Consider the following 23709-nt stretch of genomic DNA (forward strand, 5'->3'; position numbering starts at 1 on the left):
GTTTCAGCCCAGGCGCTGCACCAACGCCCGGTACTCGTCCCACAGTTCCTTCGGGGTGTGGTCGCCGAAGGTGTTGAGGTGGTCGGGGACCAGGGCCGCCTCCTCGCGCCACACGTCCTTGTCGACGGTGAGCAGGAAGTCGAGGTCGGCCTCGGACAGGTCGAGGCCCTTGGTGTCGAGGGCACCCTTGGCCGGCAGCACGCCGATCGGGGTCTCGACGCCCTCGGCGCGGCCGTCGAGGCGGTCCACGATCCACTTCAGGACACGGCTGTTCTCACCGAAGCCGGGCCACACGAACTTGCCCGCGTCGTTCTTGCGGAACCAGTTCACGTAGTAGATCTTCGGCAGCTTCGCCTGGTCCTTGCCCTTGGCCACGTCGATCCAGTGGCCCATGTAGTCACCCATGTTGTAGCCGCAGAACGGCAGCATGGCGAAGGGGTCGCGGCGCAGCTCGCCGACCTTGCCCTCGGCGGCGGCGGTCTTCTCGGAGGCCACGTTGGCGCCGAGGAAGACGCCGTGGTTCCAGTCGAAGGACTCCGTCACCAGCGGTACGGCGGTGGCGCGCCGGCCGCCGAAGAGGATCGCCGAGATCGGCACACCCTTGGGGTCCTCCCACTCGGGCGCGATGATCGGGCACTGCGAAGCGGGCACGGTGAAGCGGGCGTTGGGGTGTGCGGCGGGCGAAGTGGACTCCGGCGTCCAGGAGTTGCCCTTCCAGTCCGTGAGGTGGGCCGGAGTCTCCTCCGTCATGCCCTCCCACCAGATGTCGTTGTCGTCGGTCAACGCCACGTTGGTGAAGACGGAGTTGCCCCACAGCGTCTTCATCGCGTTGGCGTTGGTGTGCTCGCCGGTGCCGGGCGCGACGCCGAAGAAACCGGCCTCGGGGTTGATCGCGTAGAGCCGGCCGTCCTCGCCGAACCGCATCCAGGCGATGTCGTCACCGATGGTCTCCACGGTCCAGCCGGAGACGGTGGGCTCCAGCATCGCGAGGTTGGTCTTGCCGCAGGCGCTCGGGAAGGCGGCGGCGACGTACTTCGACTCGCCCTGCGGAGGGGTGAGTTTGAGGATCAGCATGTGCTCGGCGAGCCAGCCCTCGTCCCGCGCCATCACGGAGGCGATGCGCAGGGCGTAGCACTTCTTGCCGAGCAGCGCGTTGCCGCCGTAGCCGGAGCCGTAGGACCAGATCTCGCGGCTCTCGGGGAAGTGCGAGATGTACTTGGTGGAGTTGCACGGCCACGGCACGTCCTGCTCGCCCTCGGCCAGCGGCGCTCCGAGCGTGTGCACAGCACGCACGAAGAATCCGTCGGTACCGAGTTCGTCGAGGACGGGCTGTCCCATGCGGGTCATGGTGCGCATGGAGACGGCGACGTAGGCAGAGTCGGTGATCTCGACGCCGATCGCGGAGAGGTCCGAACCGAGGGGACCCATGCAGAACGGGACGACGTACATCGTCCGGCCCTTCATGGAGCCGCGGAAGATGCCCTTTTCTCCCGCGAAGATGTCCCGCATTTCCGCGGGAGCCTTCCAGTGGTTGGTCGGTCCCGCGTCCTGCTCCCGTTCGGAGCAGATGAACGTCCTGTCCTCGACCCGGGCGACATCGGTCGGGTCGGAGGCGGCGTAGTAGGAGTTGGGGCGCTTGATCGGGTCCAGCTTCTTGAAGGTGCCCTTTCGGACGAGCTCCTCGCTCAGCCGGTCGTACTCCGCTTCGGATCCGTCACACCAGACCACGCTGTCCGGCTGGGTCAGTTCTGCGATCTCGTTCACCCACGAGACCAGTTCTTTGTGCTCGGTTGGGATGACGGGGGGAGCCGCGATGTCGCGCGCCACGATTGCTCCTATGGTGAGGGATTTTGTCCTAGTTGCCCCGTGGGGGCCGCGACCCGGATGCTTCACGATGGTCGATCTTGGCGCTCATCCGGTGCCGACCGCACTCATTTGATCATCCGACTCGTCCGCCCATATGTCCAGAGGGCCTCACAGACGAGCGACGTGAGGATCGCCACGTATCGAGATGTTTTCCGTGCGTCACCGTCGCTTCACCCCGGGTACCCGCACGTCTGCCGGCCATGAGAGAGTGGCCACTTCTGGACCCCCATCTCGCCGCACTGACACGTAACTTACGGTTCCGTAGGTACGCTTGCGCGTATGACTGCGTCCGTCCCCGACGCGCACACGGACACGCCGATCGCCGGCCATGGTCCCTCCGCGCGCTCAATCCCCGACCATGTCAAGCCGAAGCTGCGCGGCTGGCTGCACCTCGGCATGTTCCCGGCCGTACTCGTCTCGGGCCTGGTGCTCACCGCTCTCGCCGACTCGCCCCGTGGCCGTATCGCCTGCGGGATCTTCGCCCTGACGGCCTGCCTGCTCTTCGGGGTCAGCGCGCTGTACCACCGGGGCAACTGGAGCCCGCGCATGGACGGCATCCTGCGCAGACTCGATCACGCCAACATCTTCCTGATCATCGCGGGCACCTACACACCCCTGACGATGCTGCTGCTCCCGGGCGCCAAGGGCCAGTGGCTGCTGTGGGGCATCTGGGGCGCGGCGCTGGCCGGTATCGCCTTCCGGGTCTTCTGGGTCGGCGCCCCGCGCTGGCTCTACACCCCCTGCTACATCGCGATGGGCTGGGCGGCCGTCTTCTTCCTGCCGGACTTCATGCGCACCGGCGGCATCGCCGTCCTGGTCCTGGTCATCGTCGGCGGACTGCTCTACAGCGCGGGCGGCGTGATCTACGGCATCAAGCGCCCGAACCCGTCACCGCGCTGGTTCGGCTTCCACGAGGTCTTCCACTCCCTGACGGTGGCGGCCTTCCTCGTGCACTACGTGGGGATCTCCCTGGTGGCGTACCAGCACGGGTAGCACCTGAGACACCTCTCGATCATGGCCACGGCTCTCGAGCCGTGGCCATTTCTCATGCACTGAAAGTCGATCCCCATTGACATCGACCACCTTTTGACAGCTACTCTCAATTCATGGCTACTGTCACTCAATCCCATGAGGTGCGACGCGATCCGCGCCGCTGGTGGGCCCTCGCGGCCCTGGTTGCGAGCATGCTCACGCTCGGCTTCGACACCACGATCCTCAACGTCGCCCTGCCCACCATGGCCGGCGACCTCGGCGCCACCACCGGCCAGCAGCAGTGGATGGCGGACTCCTACGTCATCGTCTTCGCGGCCCTCATGCTCCCCGCCGGACTCCTCGGCGACCGCTTCGGACGGCGCCGGATGCTGGTCGTGGGGCTGGGGATCTTCCTCGCCGGCTCCGTGGCCGGCGTCCTGGCCAACGATGTGAACTGGGTCATCGCCGCCCGCACGGTGATGGGAGTGGGCGCGGCCCTGATCACCCCGCTCGCCCTCTCCGTCCTGCCCTCGCTCTTCGGCCCCGACGAGCGCACCAAGGCCGTCGGCATCATCTCCGCGGCCTCCTCGCTCGGACTGCCGCTCGGCCCGATCATCGGCGGCTGGCTGCTCAACCACTTCTGGTGGGGCTCGGTCTTCCTGGTCAACATCCCGATGGCCGCGATCGGCATCGCCGCCTGCGTCTTCCTGCTCCCCGAGACCCGCGACCCCGCCTCCCCCAAGGTCGACATCCTCTCCACCGCGTTCACCGCGGCCGGCCTCGGCGCCCTCATCTACGCCATCATCGAGGCGCCCAGCCGCGGTTGGGGCGACCCGCTGATCGTGAGCATGCTCATCGGCGCCGCGATCCTGATCGCCGCGCTGGTGCTGCGCGAGCGCCGCATGGAACGCCCCATGCTCGACATGACCCTGCTCCGCCACCGCGGCTTCCTCTTCAACACACTCGCCGCGACCCTCGTGATGTTCGTCCTGTCCGGCCTGCTGTTCGTGCTGCCGCAGTACCTCCAGGCCGTCCTCGGCAACGACGCGCTCGGCACCGGCGTCCGCCTGCTGCCCATGATGGGCGGCCTGATCGTCGCGGCCCGCGCCGCACAACCGCTCGTCGCCAAGTTCGGCTCCCGTGCGGTCGTCACCGCGGGCCTGGTGGTCCTCGCCTTCGCCGCCGTGCTCGGCAGCCGTACGACGGTCGACTCCGGTTACGGCTTCACCGCGCTGTGGCTGTCCGTCACCGGCTTCGGTTTCGGCTTCTCGATCGTCCCCGCGATGGACGGCGCCCTCGGCGCGCTCCCCCGCGACCGGGCCGGCAGCGGTTCCGGGCTCCTGATGACCATGCGCCAGGTCGGCGCGGCGATCGGCATCGCCCTGCTCGGCAGCCTGCTGGCGAGCACGTTCCGGGACCGCCTCGACGTGACCGGCCTGCCCGCGAAGGCGGCCGACACGGCCGGGGAGTCGGTGGTAGCGGCCCACATCGTCGGCCGGCGGACCGGCTCGGCGGACCTGATCGCGTCAGCGAACAGTGCCTACGTCCACGGCATGGGCCTGGTCCTGCTCGTGTGCGGCGCCGCGGCCCTCGTCACCGCCCTGCTGGCGGCGGCGTTCCTGCCCAACACCCCGGCCGCGCCCGCGGCCAAGGAGGAGGAAGACCCCGCCACAGCCGTGGCCACCGCTCTGGCGGATGCCGGACAATGAACAGCATGACGGCCGCACCCTCCCCCTTCAGCCCCGCCGACCGCCCTCAACTGGGCCTGCGCGAGCGCAAGAAGATCAAGACCCGCGAAGCGATCCGCACCGCGACGTACGCGCTCGTCAAGGAGCAGGGCTACGACGCGACCACGATCGAGCAGATCGCCGAGCGCGCCGAGGTGTCGCCGTCGACCGTCTTCCGCTACTTCCCGACCAAGGAGGACATCGTCCTCACGGACGAGTTCGACCCGCTCATCATGGAGGAACTCCGGGCCCGCCCCGCCGACGAACCATGGATGGACACCCTCCGCCATGTCATGCAGAAGGCCGTCAGCCTCGGCATGAAGGAGGACGAGGAGGTCTCCCGGCTGCGGACCCATCTGATGGTCCAGGTCCCGGCGGTGCGCTCCCGCATGATGGAGAGCATGTCGGTCACCGGCGCCATGCTCTGCGAGGCCATCGCCGAGCGCACCGGCCGGGACCAGGACAGCCTGGAGGTACGGGTCTACGCCATGTCGCTCATCGGCGGCCTGATGGAGACGTCCCTGTACTGGGCGGAGAACGGCCACCGGGACGATTTCAAGGTCCTGGTGGATCGCACGCTGGATGTACTGGAGCACGGGCTTTCCGACTGAGCCCCGCTGGATGTCCGGCACGTTCGTGACCTGAGCGAGCCGGCGATCGAGAAGGAGGCCGTCATCGACGGGTACGAACGCCTGCGTGAACTCGAAGAGCAGGCCGAGGACGCCTGGCTGAACGGCCTGGCGGACAAGGCGGAAGCCGAGGGGCTCGACGGCTCCGTCTCCCTTGAGGAGATGGCCGCCGCGCTCCGCTCCCACAGCACCTGATTCTGCCGGGGTACGTCACCCGGTGCGCACCGCACGCCGAGCGCAACCTGCCCATCCTCCACCGGCTCACCGAGTTGCAAAGAGCCCTCGACGCGAACGACACCTCAGCCCTCGACAACAAGGCCCTCCAGGGGCACAACGCCCGCTGGCGCCGGCGCGTCGGAGACTTCCGCGTCGTGCACACCGTCGAGGACGGCCAATTGGTCGTATGGGCACTGGCTGCCGGCAATCGCCGCGACGTCTACCGAAACCTGTGAGCTCGATGAGGGCACGCTCCCAACAGGGGTGTGCCCTCACTGAGTTCACGCGCTAGCGCTTCTTCACGTCACCCTTCCCGCAAGCCACCCCGTCCTTGTTCGGGTCGAGCCGCAGCGGATCGTCCTTGCCGTTGACCTTCAGGCGGCCGTAGTCGTTCTGCCGCAGCCATGAACAGCGGGCCGCAGTAGTCGACTTGACCTCGGCCGGGAAGACCGTGGGTACGCAGACGTTGATCGTGCCGTAGTGGCGGTCGCAGCCGGAGATGGTCACCGGGACCTTCTGCGAGGTGCGCTTCTTGCCGGGCTCGGTGACCTTGCCGGTCAGGGCGTCGGCGAAGGAGTGGACGTGGGCCGAGGCCGTGTCGGTCGTCAGGGCCGAAGGGCCTTGCAGATGAACCCACTTGGCGACCGAAGGGACGCCGTTGGCATCGACCGCGAAGAGCATGTACCAGCCGGGCGGCGCCAGGTTGGGGTTGCTCGTCACGTTCAGGTCGACCGTGTTGCCGTTCACCGAGAGCGGCAGGTCCACGAACCGCTGGTTCGGGTCCGAGGAGTGGGTGACCGCCGCCGGGCGGATCAACTCCGCCTTGGCGATGGGGCGGTCGACGGTGATCGTCTGGGTTTCGCCGTACTCCCACTCGTTGTCGATCACCGAAGTGATCGTCGGCCGCGTGCCCTTGAGGAGATACGGCGGGGTGTAGATCGAGACGTTGTGGTTCCAGGTGCCGTTGCCGGGGTTGTCACCGGTCGACATCACCCGGCCGTCCGGCAGCAGGAACGAGGACGAGTGGTAGCCGCGGGCTTCGGGATCCGCGGCCACCGGGTCGAACGTCGTCGTCGCCGGGTCGAAGATCGACGCCTCGTACACCGGGTTGGCCCGGTTGTGCAGCGCGCCGCCCGTCTCCAGCACCGTGCCGTCCGGCAGCAGTACGGCGGACACGTACATCTTCCCCTGCGCGCCGGTCTCGGCCACCGGACCGTTCCCCAAGTCGACCGTCCCCTGCGGGATTTGGGGACCGACCGTGTACACCGGGTTGGCCGCCTTGAGGTCGATGATGTCCGTCAGCCGGTTGGCGTCCGGGTTGGAGTCGATGTTGCCGCCGCCGATGGTGAGGACCTTCTGGTCCTGCGCCGGAGGCAGCAACACACTTGCCGACTGGTCGCGTTGGTCCTTGTTCTGGAGCCCCGAGACCGAAGTGACGGTGTTGGCGCCGTAGTCGTAGATCGCGCTGCCCGTGCCCGGGATGTTGTTCCCGAAGACATGGCTGCCCGTGTAGAAGAGCCGGCCGTCCTGCATCAGGACCATCGACGGGTACAGACCCCAGTACGACCAGGTCTGGTTGACCTGCCACAACGGCAGCCACTTCTGCTGCGCGTCCGACCAGTACTCGGCCGTCACCGACCCCGTCGAGTCCTCGCGCAGCCCGCCGAAGGAGACGACGTCACCGTTGCCGAGCTCGGTCGCCGACGGGTACCAGTGGCCGTCGTTGAGGTCGTTCGTCTTGCTGTAGGTCTCGGTCACGGGGTCGAAGATGTACGAGTCCTTGTAGCCCTCGTAGCCGTGCGAACCGTCCGCCGCCGGGAACGCCTTGTTGCCGCTCAGCACCAGCACCCGGCCGTCCTGCAACTGGATGTGGCCCGAGCAGAACATGTCCTTCGGCGTCGGAATCACCTTGTACGTCCCCGCGACCGGGTCGTACACCGCGCTCGTGAACGTCCCCGCGTCGAACTGCTCCTGGCTGTTCCCGGAGCCCGCGATCAGCAGCACCTTGCCGTTGTTGAGGACGACGGAGTGCATCGAACGGACGGGGTTCTGCGTCGGGAGCACGTCCCAACGCCCGTTCGCGCACTGCTCGGCGGTCGCCGTGCAGGTCGCGGGCGGGAGCGTGTCGGGGACCTGGTCCATCGTGTAGTCGTCGGTGGTCGCGGACCCGGTGCCGTAGACCGAGACACCCCAGGTGATCCGGTCGGTACCGGCCGGGACTTCTGGCGTACGGACGCTTGCCTGGGTCCAACTCCCCTGCATCTCCAGGGTCTTGAGGTCCGTCCAGTACTGCCAGCCGGCGGTGGTGTCGTGCCGGAAGAGGGTGATGTTCGCGTCGGGCGTGGTCGTCTTGTACCAGAGCCCGAGGTCGTACTGCTTGCCCGCCGTCACCACCGGCGCGCAGGTCGTCGACTCGGTGATCAGCGCCTTCCGGTCACCGTCGACCCGCCGCGTCACGGTGACCTTCATCGCCTTGGAACCGGAGTGCGCGTCCGAAGTCGTACTGAAATCGAAGTCGTTGTCGCCCCAGCCGGACTTCTCCCAGCAGTACGGCATCCCGTCACCGCCCGCCGTCTCGAAGCCCGGGTTGAGCACGAGGTTCGCGGCCTCGGCGGACTGTGGCGAGGTGAGCAGCAGTCCGGCGGTCAGCGTTCCCACCCCGACGAACGCGGTTCTTCTGCGGTACTTGTTCACGCGCCTCTCCTTGGTTCCGTACCACTCCCTTTGCGCCGCGGGAGATAGACCAGGGCTTCGGTGCCGACGAAGCGCAGGACGAACGTGGTGACCAGCGCGAGCGCGGTCGCCGACACGGCGCTCATCCCGAACCGGTGCACGAACAGGGCGATCAGCGGGATGCGCAGCACCAGGTCGGCGTTGGCGAGCAGCACGAACCGGCCCGCCCGGTCCCACCAGTTGCGGTGCATCCGGCGGTCGCGGAACAACAGGTGCTCGATGAGCAGGAAGTTCCAGGCCACGCCGAGCTGGTTGGCGAGGATCTCGGCGGGGACGTAGTGCATGCCCGCCTTGGTGAGCGCCCACAGGCCGACCAGGTTGGGGAGAAAGCCGGTTGCGCCGATCAGGCCGAAGACCAGCATGCGGGCGACCGGCGAGGCGGTGCGCAGGCCGAGCAGATGGCGCAGGAAGCGGAAGCCTTCCTTCGCGGTCGACTTGGACTCGCCGGCGAAGCGGTCCTGGAAGACGAACGGCACCTCGGTGACCGTGCGCGGACGGCTGCGGACGGCGAGTTCGAGCAGGATCTTGTAGCCGAGCGGCTTGAGCGCCTCCGCCGTCACCGCGCTACGGCGGATCGCGAAGAACCCGCTCATCGGGTCGCTGATGCCTCGCAGTCTGCGCGGGAAGAGGCCCTTGGTGAGCCAGGTCGCCCCACGGGAAACGGCGATGCGGTAACCGCCGGCCAGTCCCTCGCGGCTGCCGCCCTTGATGTACCGGGAGGCGACGACGAGCCCGGCGTGCGCCCGCTCGCCCGTACCCACCAACTCCGGTACCAGGGACGGCGGATGCTGCAGATCTCCGTCCATGACGACGATCCAGTCCGACGACGCCCTCCGCATCCCCGCGACGACCGCGCCCCCGAGCCCGCCGACCGGCTCCTCCCGGTGCAGCACGACCACCGGGAACGGACAGTCCCGCGCGGCCTCGGAGATCACCTCGGGGGTGTCGTCGGTGGAGTCGTCGACGAAGACGACCTCGCAGGGCAGCCGGGTCGGCACGGACTCGGTGATCCGGCGCAGCAACTCCCTTACGTTTCCGGACTCGTTGAAGGTCGGTACGACGATGGTGACGGCGCCGGGCTCGGCCAACTCCGGCCCCTTTAGGGCCGGTTCGCCCAACTCCCCGGGGGCTGTGGACTCTTGGCTCATCACTGGGCTCCCACGGTCTCGGACTGGATCTGCCGGATCTCGATACGGTCGTCGCCGGTACCGAAGGTGGCGACCGGTGCGGAGTGCTCGATCGCCGCCTTGACGTTGGGCAGGTCGACCGCGTCGCGCCGTACCGTCGGGGAGGCCACCACGTAGTCGATGTCCCGCCAGCCGTGGGGCAGTGTCTTGGTGACGGCCGGGTCGAGGTCGGCCTTGTAGAACCAGATGACCCCGAGCCCGGGCCGGTACCCGGCGTGCACCAGGTCCAGCCAGAGCGCGTCGTCGACGAGGACCCGGGTGTCCTTCGGGTCCTTCACCTCGGTGGACAGCCACTTGGAGGCTGCCCGGTAGGGGGCGTTGGCATCCGCGGTCACGGCGGTGCGGTCGCCGTCGTACCACGGCGGTACGACATAGGCGCCGGCGGCGACGGCCAGTACGGCGGCGAGCGCGTACCGGCCTCCGGTGACGTATCGTTTCTCCCCTTCGCCGCGCCATCTGCGCAGCACCGCGTGGGCGACCGAGGCGGTGCCTCCGGCGAGCACCAGGGCGAGGAAGGGCAGCGCGCCGATCACGTACATCGCGGGCAGATAGCCGCCCGGGCGCAGGGCGACGGCGGCGAGGATCGCCACGGTCAGCGCCGGTCCGGCGAGCGAGCGGGCGGTGACCGACCAGCGCCAGGTGACCAGCAGGAGCAGCGCCCCGGCGAGGCCGCCCAGGGGCAGGACACGGTCGTAGTACAGCCACGAGTGGAGGACGCCGTAGGAGCCGCTCCCCCGGTCGAGGATGAAACCCGAACCCGGCCTGGTCATCTGGTACTTGAGGCCGTCCCAGAGGGAGACATGGCCGCCGCCGGGCAGCAACTCGCCCTTGAGCAGGGCGAAGAGAGGGTACGCGCCGCCGATCAGGACGCAGGCGGTGATGGCGCCGGTGAGCGCGAACTTGCGTGTGTCGCGGTGTCCGTGGCGCCACATGGTGACCACCAGCGCGGGCAGGACGACGACCATCGTCTCCTTGGTGAGGACCGAGGCGGCGGCTGCGAGCCCGGCCCCGAAGTGGTGCCAGAGATGGCGACTTGGGGACGCGGCCAGGCAGAACGCGAGCAGCATCCACATCACGGCGATGTTGTCGAGGAAGATCTCCCGCTGGAGGATGACGGACAGCGGCGAGAGACCGAAGAGCAGCATGGCGAGCCCCGCCGCCCAACGAGGCAGGGACAGGCGGCGGGCCAGGACGTAGACGAGGACCGCGCTGATCGCGCTGATCACCAGCATCGCGAGGCGCATGGTGCCGACGGTCATCGAGTCGGGGCTGAAGTGCGCGGGGATCCAGGTGAGCAGGGCGATCTGGATCCAGCCGAGGGGCGGGTGGTCGTACCAGTAGGTGTAGTGGGCGAGGCCCGTGCCCTGCTGGACGGACCAGGCCTGGGCGAGGTAGGTGCCCTCGTCGTCGCTGAGGGTCGGATAGTCGGCGATGTTCCAGCCCTGCACGACCAGGATCGCGGTGAGGAGCAGGCCGCAGAGGAGGAGGTCGGGGCGGGAGGAACGGAGTCTGCCCGGCGGTGTCGTTCGACCCGTCGAACCGGTTTCAGGCGCAGGCTGCCGCTGCGCGGGGACCGTGGTGGTCGCCGCGGGAAGGGTGGAGGTCACGCAGGAACGTCCTCTCGGATCACTGCGGGTTCGGTGAGGTGCGCGCCGACATGGGAGGTCAACTCCCAGTCGTTTCGGCCACGTTGCTCACGCCACACTGCGCGGATCGCGGCTCCGGCCAGGAGGACCTGGTAGAAGGGGCCGCCCACGACGAGCTTCAGGTAGTGGACGGCGCGGACGCGGAGTCCGTACTGCTTGCCGAAGTCGTGCAGTCCGACGACCTCGAAGACGAAGGTGACCGCGGCGGTGACCAGCGGCAGGAAGGTGAGGAAGGCGATGCCGACCGGCACGTCCAGGAAGAGCGCGACCGCCGCGTTGAGCGGGATGATGACCCCGGAGAAGGCCTGGAGGAACGGCGTCATCAGCGTGTAGCGGGCGAGCAACCGCTGCCCGAAGCCCGGGAGTTGCTTCCAGTCCTTCTTCCGGTAGACCTGAAGGAAGCCCTGGTTCCAGCGAGTTCGCTGCTTCAGCAACGACATCAGCGAGCCCGGGGTCTCCTCCCGGGTCACCATGTCGGAGTCGTAGGCGACGACGACCTTCTTGCCGACACTGGACAGCCGGACGCCCAGGTCGCAGTCCTCGGCAAGGCAGTTGGGGTCCCAGCCGTCGGCTTCGCGCAGGGTGTCGGTCCGCACGAAGACGGTGTTGCCGCCCAGCGGGATGAACCCCTTCTGCGCGTGCAGATGCAGCCGGGAGCGGAACCAGAAGAAGTACTCCAGGCAGTTGCGCAGGCTGTACCAGCTGGAGTGGAAGTTGATGAGCTGGACGCCCCCTTGGACGACGTCCGCTCCCGTCGTCCGGAAGGCGTGGTCGACATGGGCGAGCAGCTCCGGATGGACCTGGTCCTCGGCGTCGAAGACTCCGACGACGTCGCCGCGGCAGTGCGGCAGCGCCGTGTTCATGGCCTTCGGCTTGTTCTTCTTCTCGTGCGTGTCGACGACGACGCGGACGCGCGGGTCGCGCTCGGCGGCGCTGTTCGCCACCGCCGCGGTGTCGGGGTCGTCGTGCCCCACGATCACGATGATCTCGAAGTCGGTGTGCGTGGACTCCAGCAGGCGCTGGATGGTGTGGTCCAGCACGGCCTGTTCGTGCCGGGCCGGCAGCAGCAACGAGAACGAGACGTGCTCGTCCCCGTCCGGGCTGCTGAAGCGGGTGGAGGCGAGCACTTCGGGCGTACGCCACGCGTGCATCTGCCACCACAGGGTGAAGGCCGCCATCCAGAACAGGGCAAGCGAAACGGCGGCGACGAATACGGACGTCAGCACAGCAGATCCCCCCAGATCCCAATCCCCCCTGCGCGACGGTGAGTTACGTCCGTCGCGTCACGGGGCCGAGACTATGGGCGACCTGTGAAGTGGACAGGTGATTTCGGTGAAGAGCATGTTTCTTCACAATGGGTCCCACACATGACCATTTCCCGCACTGGTCGCGTTTGGGATGGTTACGACCCTGCCGTTTCACCTGCTCAGCGCGGTACGCAACTGCTCGGGATCGGTCGTCGGCGCGTCACAGGTGAAGTTACGGCAGACATACGCCGCCGGTTCACCACCCACCAACGGCCGGTCGGCGAGCAACGGCAGTTCCTCACTCTCCGCGACCCCGAAGGCGACCACCGCACCGGGCGCGGTACCCAGAAGCGCCTCACGGTGCAAGGCTTTTGTCCCTTCGTCAGAGAGCGAAGGTCCTACGACGGCCACCTCGCGCGGCCCGTCGAGATACGCCTCGGCGACCGCGAGTCCCCACCCGATGAACCGCGGCACACGTGGCCCGAGCGCCTTCACGACCCCCAACGCCCGCTCGGCGGCGCTGCGATGGGGCTCGGCGCCGGTCTGGGCCGCGTAGCCGAGCAGCGCACCGGCGGCCGCGGTCCACCCGGACGGGGTGGCGTTGTCGGTCGGATCCTGGGGCCGGCGGATGAGCCGCTCGGCGTCGGCGGCGGTGTCGTAGAGCGCCCCCGACTCGTCCACGAACCCGGCGAGCACATGGTCCAGCAGGAACCCCGCGAACTCCAGCCACACCCCCTCCCCCGTGACCGACGCCAGCGCGAGGAAGCCCTCCGCGACATCGGCGTAGTCCTCCAACACCCCGGCGTTCGTGCCGACTTGACCGTCCTTGCTGGTGCGGGCCAGCTTGGCGTGCTCGTCCAGATGCAGCCGTACGAGGAGATCGGCGGCGGAGACGGCGGCCTCGACCAGGTCGGGCCGGTCGAAGTAGGCACCGGTCTCGGCGAGCGCGGCGATCGCGAGCCCGTTCCAGGCGGCGACCACCTTGTCGTCACGTCCGGGGGCGGGACGCCGCGAACGGGCGGCGAGGAGGCGGCTCTTGACCGACGCGACCCTCTCGGCGTCGAAGACCCCTTCACTCTGCGGGAGTTGAAGGACGGACTGCCCTTCCTCGAAGGTCCCGTCGTCCGTCACACCGAAGTACTGGGCGGCGAGTTCCGCGTCCGCCTCACCCAGCACTTCTACGAGCTGCTCGGGCGTCCAGACGTAGTGGGCCCCCTCGACATGCCGGCCGGTCCCGGTCCCGTCGTCGCTGTCGGCGTCGAGCGCGGAGGCGAACCCGCCCTCGTTGGTGCGGAGTTCACGCACCATGAAGTCGGCGGTCTCCACGGCGACACGGCGGGCCAGCTCGGACCCGGTGCTGCGCCACAGATGGGCGTACACACGGCAGAGCAGGGCGTTGTCGTAGAGCATCTTCTCGAAGTGCGGCACCACCCACTCCCGGTCGACGGAGTACCGCGCGAAGCCGCCACCGAGCTGGTCGTAGATACCACCGCGCGCCATCCGCTCACAGGTGTCCTGCGCCATCTCCAGCGCACCCTCGGAACCGGTACGGGCGTGGTGCCGCAGCAGGAACTCGACGACCATGGACGGCGGGAACTTGGGCGCGCCCCCGAATCCCCCGCGCTGCGGGTCGTACTCACGGGTGAGCCCCAGCAGCGCCTGCGACAGCTCCTCCTTGCCGGGGGCCTCGGTGCCGCCGTAGTCGATCTGCCGCTGGGACAGGTCCCGAGTGATCTTCCCGGCGACCTCGGCGACCTCGTCCCGCCGGTCGGTCCAAGCGCTGCGCACCCCTTCGAGCACCTGCCGGAAGGAGGGCATGCCGTGGCGGGGCGCGGGCGGGAAGTAGGTGCCGAAGTAGAAGGGCTCGGCGTCCGGGGTGAGAAACACGGTCATCGGCCAGCCGCCCTGCCCGGTGGCCGCCTGCACGGCCTCCATGTAGACGGCGTCGACGTCGGGGCGCTCTTCCCGGTCGACCTTGATGCTGACGAAGTGCTCGTTGAGGTAGTCGGCGGTGGGCTGGTCCTCGAAGGATTCGTGCGCCATCACGTGACACCAGTGGCAGCTGCTGTACCCGACGCTCAGCAGGACCGGTTTGTTCGCCCTCCTGGCCTCGTCGAATGCCTCTTCCGACCAGGGCCACCAGTCGACGGGGTTGTCGGCGTGCTGGAGGAGGTACGGGGACGTCTCATCGGCCAGTCGGTTCGGCATGGACCCATCGTGCCCGACGGGCGGCACAGGTCGCAGAACGGCCCGCAGCTTCCGCGCAGCGAACGGGTGATCGTCGCCCTCTCGCGCTCCCGCCTCCCCCGAAGGACACTCATAGGCCAGGGAGTTGCCGTCGGAGGGGGACGCGACATGCGGGACAGCCATCGGAGCGATGCCGAGCGGCTGTTGGCTCGGGCCGTGGAGGAGGAGGTGCGGCGTTCCGGCGGGCGCGTCGAGGGGCCGGTGCTGCTGGCGCGGTCCCGGGCCGCGCTGGACGCCATGGCGGAGACGGCGGCCGATGAGTACGCGGCCTATACGGGCGCGCTCGACGAGGCGGCGGCCGGGCAGCTCACCTTCGGGCAGCGGTACGCCAGGGAGGGGAGCGGAACTCCCTTGCTGGTGGCGGGTGTTGGCGCCGTCGCGGCGATCGTGGCCGACCTGGCGCTCGGTACCGGCGCCGGTGCCGCGCTCGGCGCGGGTGTGACCGTCGGTGTCGTCGGTGCGGCGGCGACCGTCGTGAAGGTGACCGCCTCGCATCTGCCGGCCGCGCATCACCGCGCCGGTGCCGCGAGTCAGCCCGGTGGTCCGGAGCAGTTGCGGTTGCAGTGGCTGACGGCGCTGGAGGTGCGGGGCATCCGGCCGTTCCTGGACCAGCAGCGGGTGCTCGCCGCCTCCACCGGGCCGACGAAGAAGCCGGGGCCGCAGCTGCGCGGTACGGACAAGAGCGCGGCGGCCCGCAGACGGAGTGTGCTGGAGCAGTCGTTCGGTCAACTCCCGGACGCGGTGGGCGCGTTCGCCGGGCGGCGGGCGGAGCTGGCCCGCATCCGGCAACTGGTGCAGGCGGCCCGGGCGAGTACGGAGACCCGGCCGACCGTGGTCGTGCTGCACGGTGCGCCGGGTTCGGGACGCACGACCCTCGCGGTGCGTGCCGCGCACGAGCTGCGGGACCAGTTCCGCGGTGCCTGCGTGGTGGATCTGCGCGGCGACAGCCCGGGCGAGTCCCCGCTGCCCACCCGTGACGCCCTGCTGCATCTGCTGAACCGGCTCGGCGCGCCCCGCGAGCAACTGCTCTTCCGTGAACGCTCCTCACCCGACCAACAGGTCAAGCGGCTGGGCGAGTTGTACCACCAGCACCTGACCGGCCTCCCGGTGACGATCGTCCTGGACGATGCCTCCGACCCCGGGCAGGTGGCCACCCTGGTCCCCGAGCGGTCCGACAGTCTGGTCGTGGTCACCGCTCGCAAGCCTCTCGACCTGCCGGGCGAACTGGCCGCCTGGGTGCACCAGTTGCCGGTGGACGCGCTGGACGCGGCGGGCGCGGAGGAGCTGTTGGGAGCTGCGGCGCAGGACGGTTCGGGGCCCTACGACGCCGAATCCGAGGACCGGATCAGGGAGTTGTGCGGCGGGCTGCCGCTGGCGCTGCGGATCGCCGGCTCGTCCCTCGGCCCTCGCTCGCCCCGCCAACTCGCCACAGATCTCGGCGCGTACGGCCCGGTCGAGCCGGTCGAACGGGCGCTGTGGCTGCGCTACACCGACCAGTCCGACCCGGCCCGCGCCCTGCTGCGCCGACTGGCCCTCGCCGGCCGGGCCTCGCTCGGCGCCGCGGCGGCCGCCGCCCTGCTGGCCACGGACGAGACGGAGGCCACCCGCCATCTGGTCGCCCTCTCCCGCGCGGGCCTCATCGACCACGTCCGCGGCACCCGCTACCGCCTGCACGACCTGGTCCGCGCCTTCGCCCAGGCCCGCCTCCTCGACGAGGAGGAGTCCTCGGAACGTACGGCGGCGCAGGAGCGGCTGATCGTCAACTACGCCGAACTCGCCGACTCCGTACTGCGGTTGGTCGACGGCAACATGTCGACGCGCTCGGACCGCTTCGGCCCGCACGGCTTCACCTCGCTCGACGAGGCGCTGCGCTGGCTGGACGACGAGTCGAGCTTCATCACCTCGACGCTGCGGCACGCGGAGGGCGTCGACCAGGGCGCCGTACTCAATCTGCTCGGCGCGCTGTGCGACTACTGCCTGCTGCGCGGCGACCTCTACCGGCTGGGCGAGATCAGCGAGTTGGCGCAGGCCGTCGACCAGGGACTGCTCGTCCGCTCGGTGCAGTGGCGCACCGGCATCGCGGCCCGGCAGCTCGGCGAACTCGACAAGGCACGCACCACCCTCACCTCCGTGGTCGACCTCTACATGGAGGCCCACCACGACGCCGGCGCCGCGCGCGCCCTGTGCTCCCTCGGCATCACCCTCCACCACCAGGGCAACCTCACCGAGGCGGCGGCGAGACTCCGCGAGGCCCTCGACCTGCAAGCCCCGCCCCAACTGGCCACGGACCGCGCCTGGACCATGCACGCCCTCGCCGCCGTGGAGCGCGACCGCGCCCGACTCCCCGAAGCCATGCGGCTGTTGACCGAGTCCCTGGTCCTGCACCGCGCGGGCGAGTCCGTGCACGGCGAGGCCTGGGCGCACTTCCAGCTCGGCCAACTCGGCCTGCGCATGGGCGACATCCCGCGCGCCGAGTCCGAACTGACCACCGCCCTCGGCCTCTACGGCCGTACCCGCGACGCCCGCGGCGAGGCCTGGGCGCTGACCCAGCTGGCCCGGGCCCGGCTGGTCGCCGGCGACCCGTCCCCGGCGGTCGACGGCCTGCGCACGGCGGCCTCCCGGCACCGCGACAACGAGGACGCGCGCGGCGAGGCCTGGACGGTCTACTACCTCGGCCAGGCCCTGGAGGAGACCGGCAACCTGGACCTGGCGGTACGGGAACTCGAACGGTCCCGCACCATGTTCTCCCGCATGCGGGACGTCTACGGCCTGGCCTGCGCCCGGCACCACTCGGCCCGCGTCACCCGCGACCAGCGCGCGGCCCAGACGGGTTCGCTGCGCAACTCCGGGTTCGCCCGCCAGCTCCTCGTCGACGCCCGCGCCGACTTCCAGCGCATCGGCGTCGCCCACGGCGAGGCGTGGACCTGCCTGGAACTCGCCGTGGTCGACGCGGGCAACGCCCGTACCGCCCAGGCACTGACCCTGTGCGACGAGGCGCTCGGCCTGTTCACCTCGTACGGCGACCACCGCGGCGAGGACTGGGCCCGCTTCCTGCGCTCCACGCTCCTGCCGTACGCGGCCCCCGGCGGCGTCGAGGTCGGCACGGCGGTCGCCCAGGAGGAGCTGGCGCAGCTCGCCCGCACCCGGCACCCCTACCGCGACGAGAAACTCGACGACTACGTGGAGGCGTACCAGCTGCTGCTGGAGCGGGGCGTGAACCTGGAGGCGGGCTGGCAGGCGTGGCGGCTTGGCATGGTGCCGAGCCGGCACGCCCGTGAGGTAATGGGGGTGGCGGTGCCGGACCGGCCCTGAGCACCCCCGCGCGGGCCCGCCCGGTCAGCCCTGCTTGGCCTTGGGTGCGGCCGGGGCGGCCTCGGACTCCGCCTGCGGGTCCGGGGCCTCCTTGAAGTCGACCTTGTTCATCTGCTTGCTCATGGACTTCATCAGTCCCCATACGGCCAGGGCCATCACCGCGAAGACGATGAAACCGAGGACGCCGGGGGTGACCTTGTTCTCGTCGACCTCGGCGAGGGGGACCAGGTGCGTCATTGCCAGGGCTGCGCTTGAGCTCATATCAGGCATTGTCGCGGATGCCCGCGAAGAGGTCGTCCTCGGGGAGGGAGGTATCGACCAGAGACTTCGCGAGCTCGTACTCCTCGGTCGGCCAGACCCCCTTCTGGATCTCCATCGGGACCCGGAACCAGCCGCCGTCGGGGTCGATCTGCGTGGCGTGCGCGAGCAGCGCCTTGTCGCGGATCTCGAAGAACTCGGCGCACGGGATGTGCGTGGTGAGCGTGCGGTCCCGCATCTGCCCGGACTCGTCCCAGCGCTTGAGCCAGTCCCCGTACGGCGACTCCAGGCCCCGGTCGAGGAGCGCCTTGTGCAGTGCCTCGGTGCGCTGCCGGTTGAAGCCCTGGTTGTAGTACAGCTTCTGCGGCCGGTACGCCGGGCCGTACTCCGACTCCGGGTACTTCTCGGTGTCCGTCGCGCCCTCGAACGCCACCATCGAGATCTTGTGCGTCATGATGTGGTCGGGGTGCGGGTAGCCGCCGTTCTCGTCGTAGGTGGTGATCACCTGCGGACGGAAGGAGCGGATCTGCTTCACCAGCTCGCCGGCCGCCTTGTCGACGTCCTCCAGCGCGAAGCAGCCCTCGGGCAGCGGCGGCAGCGGGTCGCCCTCGGGCAGCCCAGAGTCGACGAAGCCGAGCCACTCCTGCTTGATGCCGAGGATCTCGCGGGCCTCGTCCATCTCCTTCTTGCGTACCTCGTGGATGTGCTCCTCGATGTACTTGTCGCCCTGGAGCTTCGGGTTGAGGATGGAGCCGCGCTCCCCGCCCGTGCAGGTCACGACCAGCACGTCCACCCCCTCGGACACGTACTTCGCCATGGTGGCCGCGCCCTTGCTCGACTCGTCGTCGGGGTGCGCGTGAACGGCCATCAGTCGCAGCTGGTCAGTCAAGACTCAATCCTCAGTAAGTCGGCGCCCCGGTGTCCTGGGGTGCAATTCAACAGGTGCCGTCCCGCAGGGACGTCGTTGAGGGGCGGTGGTCGGGCGGCGGGCGGGGGCTTCTATAGTGACCGAATCGGGAGGCGAATAATTCCGGGGGCCGGTTTCGGAGGCCTCTAGAGCCCCTTGCCGGGAGGACGATCATGAGTACGGCGAGTACGCGACTGCCCGAGGGCCGCTACGGCCGCTCGTCGGACGAGCGTGCCGACCACAAGCTCAGGATCGCCGGCGCCGTCCTCGCGGCGGTCCTCGTCGCCCTCGTCGGGTACTTCGCCTACCACTATGTCGTCGAGGCCAAGATCAGCGCCGAAGTGATCACTTTCCAGGCCTCGGACAACGAGGTCAAGGTGCATCTGGAGGTCCACAAGGACGCCGGCACCAGCGGCTACTGCACCCTGCGCTCGCAGGCCGCCGACCAGTCCGAGGTGGGCCGCGCCGACTTCCACTTCGGCGGCTCCGCGACCCGCATCGACAAGGTCGTCACCCTGCGTACGACGGCCAGGGGCACCACGGCCGAGCTGCTGGGCTGCCACACCGACTGACATCACCCTCGTTGTGTAGGTCTTGACCTGCGTTGACGTATTTCTGGTGCCTTATGTCCTCCCCCTGGCGCCGTTGAATTGTTAGGCTCGTGGTTTCGCCCTTCCATGAAGGAACATTCTTCTGGGTAGGGCGATGCTTTGTATTCCCAGTACCTACGAGGAGCACCTGTGACCCAGACCAGCGAAGACGTCACCTGGCTTACGCAGGAGGCGTACACCAAGCTCAAGGAAGAGCTGGCGTACCTGTCTGGTCCCGCGCGCGAGGAAGTCACCGCGAAGATCGCGGCTGCGCGCGAGGAGGGCGACCTGCGCGAGAACGGCGGGTACCACGCGGCCAAGGAGGAGCAGGGCAAGCAGGAGCTCCGCATCCGCCAGCTGGTCCAGCTCTTGGAGAAGGCCAAGGTCGGGGAGGCTCCGGCGTCGGCGGACGGCGCGGTCGCGCCCGGCATGGTCGTCACGATCGCCTTCGACGGCGACGAGGACGACACGATGACCTTCCTGCTCGCCTCGCGCGAGTACGCGAGCGCCGACATCGAGACCTACTCGCCGCAGTCCCCGCTGGGCTCCGGCGTGCTCGGCCACAAGGTCGGCCAGGAAGCGCAGTACGAGCTGCCCAACGGCAAGAAGGCCTCGGTGACGATCCTCAAGGCCGAGCCGTACAACGGTTGACCTGCGGGACGTCACCCGCGGGACCTGACCCTCGGGATTCCGGGCCTTCGCCTTCGACGAGCCCCCGGCGGCCTTGCGGCGCCGGGGGTTTCGCCATGCCCCCGCGGATTGCGGTGTCCCGTGTCTCCTCAGGCCGTCGCCGAACGGTACTTCCGTACCGCCAGCGTCCGGAATATGAGGATGATCAGGAGCGAGTAGATCAGTGAGGCCCACACCGGGTGCACCATGGGCCAGGCGTCCGAGGGCGACTGTCCCGGGTTGGCGAAGAGCACCCGGCAGGCCTGCACGGTGGCGCTGAACGGGTTCCACTCGGCGATGTGGCGCAGCCACGGGGTCATGTGACTGGTGTCCACGAACGCGTTCGAGATGAAGGTCACCGGGAAGAGCCAGATCAGTCCGCCGGAGGTGGCCGCCTCGGGTGTCCGGACGGTGAGGCCGATCAGGGCGCCGATCCAGGTGAACGCGTACCCGAGCAGGAGCAGCAGGCCGAAGGCGCCGAGGACCTTGCCGGCGTTGGTGCTCCCGTCCGAGCCGACCCGCCAGCCCACCAGCAGGGCGACTATCGCGAGGACCAGGAGGGTCAGCGCGGTCTGTACGAGATCGGCGAGCGTCCGCCCGGTGAGCACCGCTCCGCGCGCCATGGGCAGCGAGCGGAAGCGGTCGATGAGGCCCTTGTGCATGTCGTCGGCGATGCCCGCGCCAGAGCTGGCGGTGGCGAACGTGACGGTCTGCGCGAAGATGCCCGCCATCAGGAAGTTCTTGTAGTCGGTGGCGCTGGTGCTGCCGCCGATCTGCATGGAACCGCCGAAGACGTAGGTGAACAGCACCACGAACATGATGGGCTGGATGAGCCCGAAGATCACCATCTCGGGAATCCGGCTCATGCGGATCAGATTCCGTTTGGCGACGACCAGGGAGTCGTGCACGGACTGGCCCAGCGCGCTGCTCGGTGCCGCGACCGGCACGGCGTCGGTGACGGCACTCACTTCGCGGCCTCCTTCTTGTGCTTGCGGTCCTTGGTGTCCGGGGTGGTGTCCGCGCCGTTGTCCTCGGTCTTCTCCTCGGCCAGGTGGCCCGTCAGGGAGAGGAACACGTCGTCGAGGGTGGGGCGGCGCAGGCCGATGTCGTCGATCTCGATGCCGCGGGTGTCGAGTTCGCGGATGACCTCGGCGAGGAGCTTCGCGCCGCCGGTGACGGGGACGGTGAGCTTGCGGGTGTGATCCTCGACGGTGGTGTCGCCCTTCCCGAAGCCGCGCAGCACCTCTGAGGCGATCTCGATGTGGTCGCGCTCGTGCACGACGACCTCCACTCGCTCCCCGCCGGTGCGGGCCTTGAGCTGGTCGGAGGTGCCGCGGGCGATGACCTTGCCGTGGTCGACGACCGCGATGTCGTGTGCGAGATGGTCGGCCTCTTCTAGGTACTGCGTGGTCAGCAGCAGTGTCGTACCGCCGGAGACGAGCTGCTTGATGACCTCCCACAGCATCTGGCGGTTGCGCGGGTCGAGGCCGGTGGTCGGCTCGTCCATGAACATCACGGGCGGCGAGACGACCAGGGCCGCCGCGAGGTCGAGCCGGCGGCGCATGCCTCCGGAGTAGGTCTTGGCGGTGCGGTCGGCGGCGTCGACGAGGTTGAACTGGTCGAGCAGCTCGTCGGCCCGGGCCTTCGCGGCCTTGGCCTTCATCTGGTAGAGCTGGCCGACCATCTGCAGGTTCTCCCTGCCGGTCAGGTACTCGTCGACCGCGGCGAACTGGCCGGAGAGACCGATGGAACGCCGTACCTCGTTGGGCTGCTTGAGCACGTCGAGGCCGGCCACGGTCAGCTTGCCGCTGTCGGGTCGCAGGAGGGTGGTCAGACAGCGGACGGCGGTCGTCTTGCCCGCGCCGTTGGGCCCCAGCAGGCCCAGCACGGTGCCCTCGGGGACATCGAGGTCGACGCCGTCCAGAGCTTTCACATCGCCGAAGGTTTTCACCAGGCCTTCGGCATAGATGGCGCCTGGCATATCAGTCTCCACGTCGTCGGGGATTCTTCGAAAAGCCTAGGTTTGCGCATGATGCACTGCCTCCCGTTTCTCACAGGACCGGCCGCACGAGACACACCATAACGCGATGTATCGCGTCTCTCAACGGATTTTCTCGAACGAGTGACGGAACAGGTGACGAACGGGCCCTGACCTCAGTCGATGACCGTGTACCCCGCGTCGCGCAGGGCCTGGCCGACCTCGGCACAGTGCACCGGCCCCTTCGTCTCCAGGTGCAGTTCGACCTCCACCTCGGTGAGCCCGAGCCGTGGGTCGGTCCGGACGTGGCTCACATCGAGGACGTTAGCGTCGACCACTGACAACACCCCCAGCAGCGTCGCGAGCGCCCCCGGCCGGTCCGTCAGCCGCAGCGTCACGGCCAGGTAGCGGCCCTGCGCCGACATGCCGTGGCGCAGGATGCGCTGGAGCAGCAGCGGGTCGACGTTCCCGCCGGACAGCAGCGCGACGACCGGTCCCTCGAAGGCGCGCGGATCGCTCAGCAGCGCCGCGACCGGGCTGGCACCGGCCGGTTCGACGACCAGCTTGGCCCGCTCCAGGCACAGCAGCAGCGCGGTGGACAGTTCGTTCTCGGTGACCGTGCGGACCTCGTCCACCAGCTCGGCGACGATCCCGAACGGCACGTCGCCGGGCCTGCCGACCTTGATGCCGTCGGCCATCGTCGCCGGGTGCCGGATCGACACCGGACGCCCGGCCGCCAGCGAGGGCGGAAACGCTGCGGCACCGGCCGCCTGCACGCCCACGATCCGCACATCGGGCCGCAGTGCCTTCACGGCGACCGCGACACCGGCCGCGAGTCCCCCGCCGCCGATCCCGACGACGATCGTCCGCACCTCGGGGCACTGGTCCAGGATCTCCAGGCCCACCGTGCCCTGGCCCGCGATGATGTCCGGGTGGTCGAAGGGGTGGATGAACACCGCGCCCGTCTCAAGGGCGTACTCCTGCGCGGCGGCCAGCGTCTCGTCGACCACATGGCCGTGCAGGCGCACCTCGGCGCCGTACTCCTTGGTGGCGCTGATCTTCGGCAGGGGTGCGCCCTTGGGCATGAAGACCGTGGAGCGCACGCCGAGGAGCGCGGAGGCGAGGGCGACGCCCTGGGCGTGGTTGCCGGCACTCGCGGCGACGACACCGGCGGCGCGCTCCTCGGGGAGCAGTCCGGCGATACGGACGTAGGCGCCGCGCAGTTTGAAGGAGCCCGTGCGCTGGAGGTTCTCGCACTTGAAGTGCACCGGTGAACCGACGAGCTGGGTCAGGTGCCTGCTGCCTTCCATCGCGGTCACCCGCGCCACGCCCGTGAGCATCTTCTGGGCGCCGCGCACATCGTCGAGGGTGACGGGTCGCAAGGAGTCAGCCGTGCTGTAGCTCATGACTCAAGCATCGCAGTTCACAGGCGCGCGCCACGGCTGTGACCAAGCACCGAGACTGGTTTGCGCAGCGCCGGTACGGGCCGCCTTCCATCCGCGTACCCTGTCCCCCAACCCAGCAC

18 protein-coding genes and 1 pseudogene are annotated in these 23709 nt (G+C 69.1%); 8 read left to right on the forward strand and 11 right to left on the reverse strand.

What is annotated here, in order from left to right; genetic code table 11:
* Window positions 1–3 precede the first annotated feature (3 nt).
* A complete protein-coding gene (locus ACFXC1_RS17015) occupies window positions 4–1827 on the reverse strand; it encodes a phosphoenolpyruvate carboxykinase (GTP) (RefSeq protein ID WP_381243422.1) in 1824 nt (607 codons plus the stop codon).
* A 318-nt stretch (window positions 1828–2145) separates the two neighbouring features.
* On the opposite strand from ACFXC1_RS17015, the gene trhA reads away from it, so the two are divergent.
* The 5 genes and pseudogenes from trhA to ACFXC1_RS17040 all read left to right on the forward strand — a co-directional run bounded on the left by trhA (window position 2146) and on the right by ACFXC1_RS17040 (window position 5646).
* Entirely contained in the window at window positions 2146–2859 is a 714-nt protein-coding gene (gene trhA / locus ACFXC1_RS17020) for a PAQR family membrane homeostasis protein TrhA (protein WP_381243424.1), read from the forward strand.
* Window positions 2860–2972: 113 nt separating this feature from the next.
* Complete coding sequence (locus tag ACFXC1_RS17025) at window positions 2973–4547, forward strand: DHA2 family efflux MFS transporter permease subunit (protein WP_381243426.1); 1575 nt, start codon at window positions 2973–2975, stop codon at window positions 4545–4547.
* 5 nt (window positions 4548–4552) lie between these two features.
* The gene (locus tag ACFXC1_RS17030; protein ID WP_463293582.1) at window positions 4553–5176 is read left to right on the forward strand and encodes a TetR/AcrR family transcriptional regulator; all 624 of its coding nucleotides are present in this window, start codon (window positions 4553–4555) and stop codon (window positions 5174–5176) included.
* 63 nt (window positions 5177–5239) lie between these two features.
* Window positions 5240–5389, forward strand: a pseudogene (locus ACFXC1_RS17035) (prevent-host-death family protein); the annotation flags it as partial.
* A gap of 74 nt (window positions 5390–5463) precedes the next feature.
* The gene (locus ACFXC1_RS17040) at window positions 5464–5646 is read left to right on the forward strand and encodes a type II toxin-antitoxin system RelE family toxin (RefSeq protein ID WP_381243429.1); all 183 of its coding nucleotides are present in this window, start codon (window positions 5464–5466) and stop codon (window positions 5644–5646) included.
* 52 nt (window positions 5647–5698) lie between these two features.
* On the opposite strand, the gene ACFXC1_RS17045 is transcribed toward ACFXC1_RS17040, so the two are convergent.
* The 5 genes from ACFXC1_RS17045 to ACFXC1_RS17065 form a co-directional block, all read right to left on the reverse strand.
* Window positions 5699–8104 (reverse strand): galactose oxidase-like domain-containing protein, encoded by a 2406-nt coding sequence (locus ACFXC1_RS17045; protein ID WP_381243431.1) that lies wholly within the window; start codon window positions 8102–8104, stop codon window positions 5699–5701.
* Entirely contained in the window at window positions 8101–9291 is a 1191-nt protein-coding gene (locus tag ACFXC1_RS17050) for a glycosyltransferase (RefSeq protein ID WP_381243432.1), read from the reverse strand. The genes ACFXC1_RS17045 and ACFXC1_RS17050 overlap by 4 nt, the downstream gene beginning before the upstream one ends.
* The gene (locus ACFXC1_RS17055; RefSeq protein ID WP_381243434.1) at window positions 9291–10937 is read right to left on the reverse strand and encodes an ArnT family glycosyltransferase; all 1647 of its coding nucleotides are present in this window, start codon (window positions 10935–10937) and stop codon (window positions 9291–9293) included. The genes ACFXC1_RS17050 and ACFXC1_RS17055 overlap by 1 nt, the downstream gene beginning before the upstream one ends.
* The gene (locus ACFXC1_RS17060; RefSeq protein WP_381243436.1) at window positions 10934–12202 is read right to left on the reverse strand and encodes a glycosyltransferase; all 1269 of its coding nucleotides are present in this window, start codon (window positions 12200–12202) and stop codon (window positions 10934–10936) included. Before ACFXC1_RS17060 ends, ACFXC1_RS17055 begins: the two co-directional genes overlap by 4 nt.
* A gap of 192 nt (window positions 12203–12394) precedes the next feature.
* Complete coding sequence (locus ACFXC1_RS17065; protein WP_381243438.1) at window positions 12395–14431, reverse strand: thioredoxin domain-containing protein; 2037 nt, start codon at window positions 14429–14431, stop codon at window positions 12395–12397.
* A gap of 147 nt (window positions 14432–14578) precedes the next feature.
* Between ACFXC1_RS17065 and ACFXC1_RS17070 the strand changes: the two genes are divergently transcribed.
* The gene (locus tag ACFXC1_RS17070) at window positions 14579–17782 is read left to right on the forward strand and encodes a tetratricopeptide repeat protein (RefSeq protein WP_381243440.1); all 3204 of its coding nucleotides are present in this window, start codon (window positions 14579–14581) and stop codon (window positions 17780–17782) included.
* A gap of 24 nt (window positions 17783–17806) precedes the next feature.
* Here the strand turns inward: ACFXC1_RS17070 and ACFXC1_RS17075 are convergent, their stop codons facing one another.
* Entirely contained in the window at window positions 17807–18052 is a 246-nt protein-coding gene (locus ACFXC1_RS17075) for a hypothetical protein (protein ID WP_381243442.1), read from the reverse strand.
* Entirely contained in the window at window positions 18045–18908 is an 864-nt protein-coding gene (gene mca / locus ACFXC1_RS17080; RefSeq protein ID WP_381243556.1) for a mycothiol conjugate amidase Mca, read from the reverse strand. Before mca ends, ACFXC1_RS17075 begins: the two co-directional genes overlap by 8 nt.
* Window positions 18909–19120: 212 nt before the next feature.
* On the opposite strand from mca, the gene ACFXC1_RS17085 reads away from it, so the two are divergent.
* Together ACFXC1_RS17085 and greA are read left to right on the forward strand one after the other, a co-directional pair.
* Entirely contained in the window at window positions 19121–19519 is a 399-nt protein-coding gene (locus ACFXC1_RS17085) for a DUF4307 domain-containing protein (RefSeq protein WP_381243443.1), read from the forward strand.
* Window positions 19520–19687: 168 nt separating this feature from the next.
* Window positions 19688–20188 (forward strand): transcription elongation factor GreA, encoded by a 501-nt coding sequence (gene greA / locus ACFXC1_RS17090; RefSeq protein ID WP_381243444.1) that lies wholly within the window; start codon window positions 19688–19690, stop codon window positions 20186–20188.
* Between the two features lie 128 nt (window positions 20189–20316).
* Here greA and ACFXC1_RS17095 read toward each other — a convergent pair whose 3' ends face one another.
* The 3 genes from ACFXC1_RS17095 to ilvA form a co-directional block, all read right to left on the reverse strand.
* Window positions 20317–21174 carry an ABC transporter permease gene (locus ACFXC1_RS17095; RefSeq protein WP_381243446.1) on the reverse strand — a complete coding sequence of 286 codons (858 nt, stop codon included), beginning with the start codon at window positions 21172–21174 and terminating at the stop codon, window positions 20317–20319.
* Complete coding sequence (locus ACFXC1_RS17100; RefSeq protein ID WP_381243448.1) at window positions 21171–22187, reverse strand: ATP-binding cassette domain-containing protein; 1017 nt, start codon at window positions 22185–22187, stop codon at window positions 21171–21173. Before ACFXC1_RS17100 ends, ACFXC1_RS17095 begins: the two co-directional genes overlap by 4 nt.
* Before the next feature lie 173 nt (window positions 22188–22360).
* Entirely contained in the window at window positions 22361–23590 is a 1230-nt protein-coding gene (ilvA, locus tag ACFXC1_RS17105; protein ID WP_381243450.1) for a threonine ammonia-lyase, read from the reverse strand.
* Window positions 23591–23709 lie beyond the last annotated feature (119 nt).

Origin of the sequence: Streptomyces hokutonensis, from assembly GCF_042751305.1 — a bacterium.
In the GTDB taxonomy this organism is placed as follows: Bacteria; Actinomycetota; Actinomycetes; order Streptomycetales; family Streptomycetaceae; genus Streptomyces; species Streptomyces hokutonensis_A.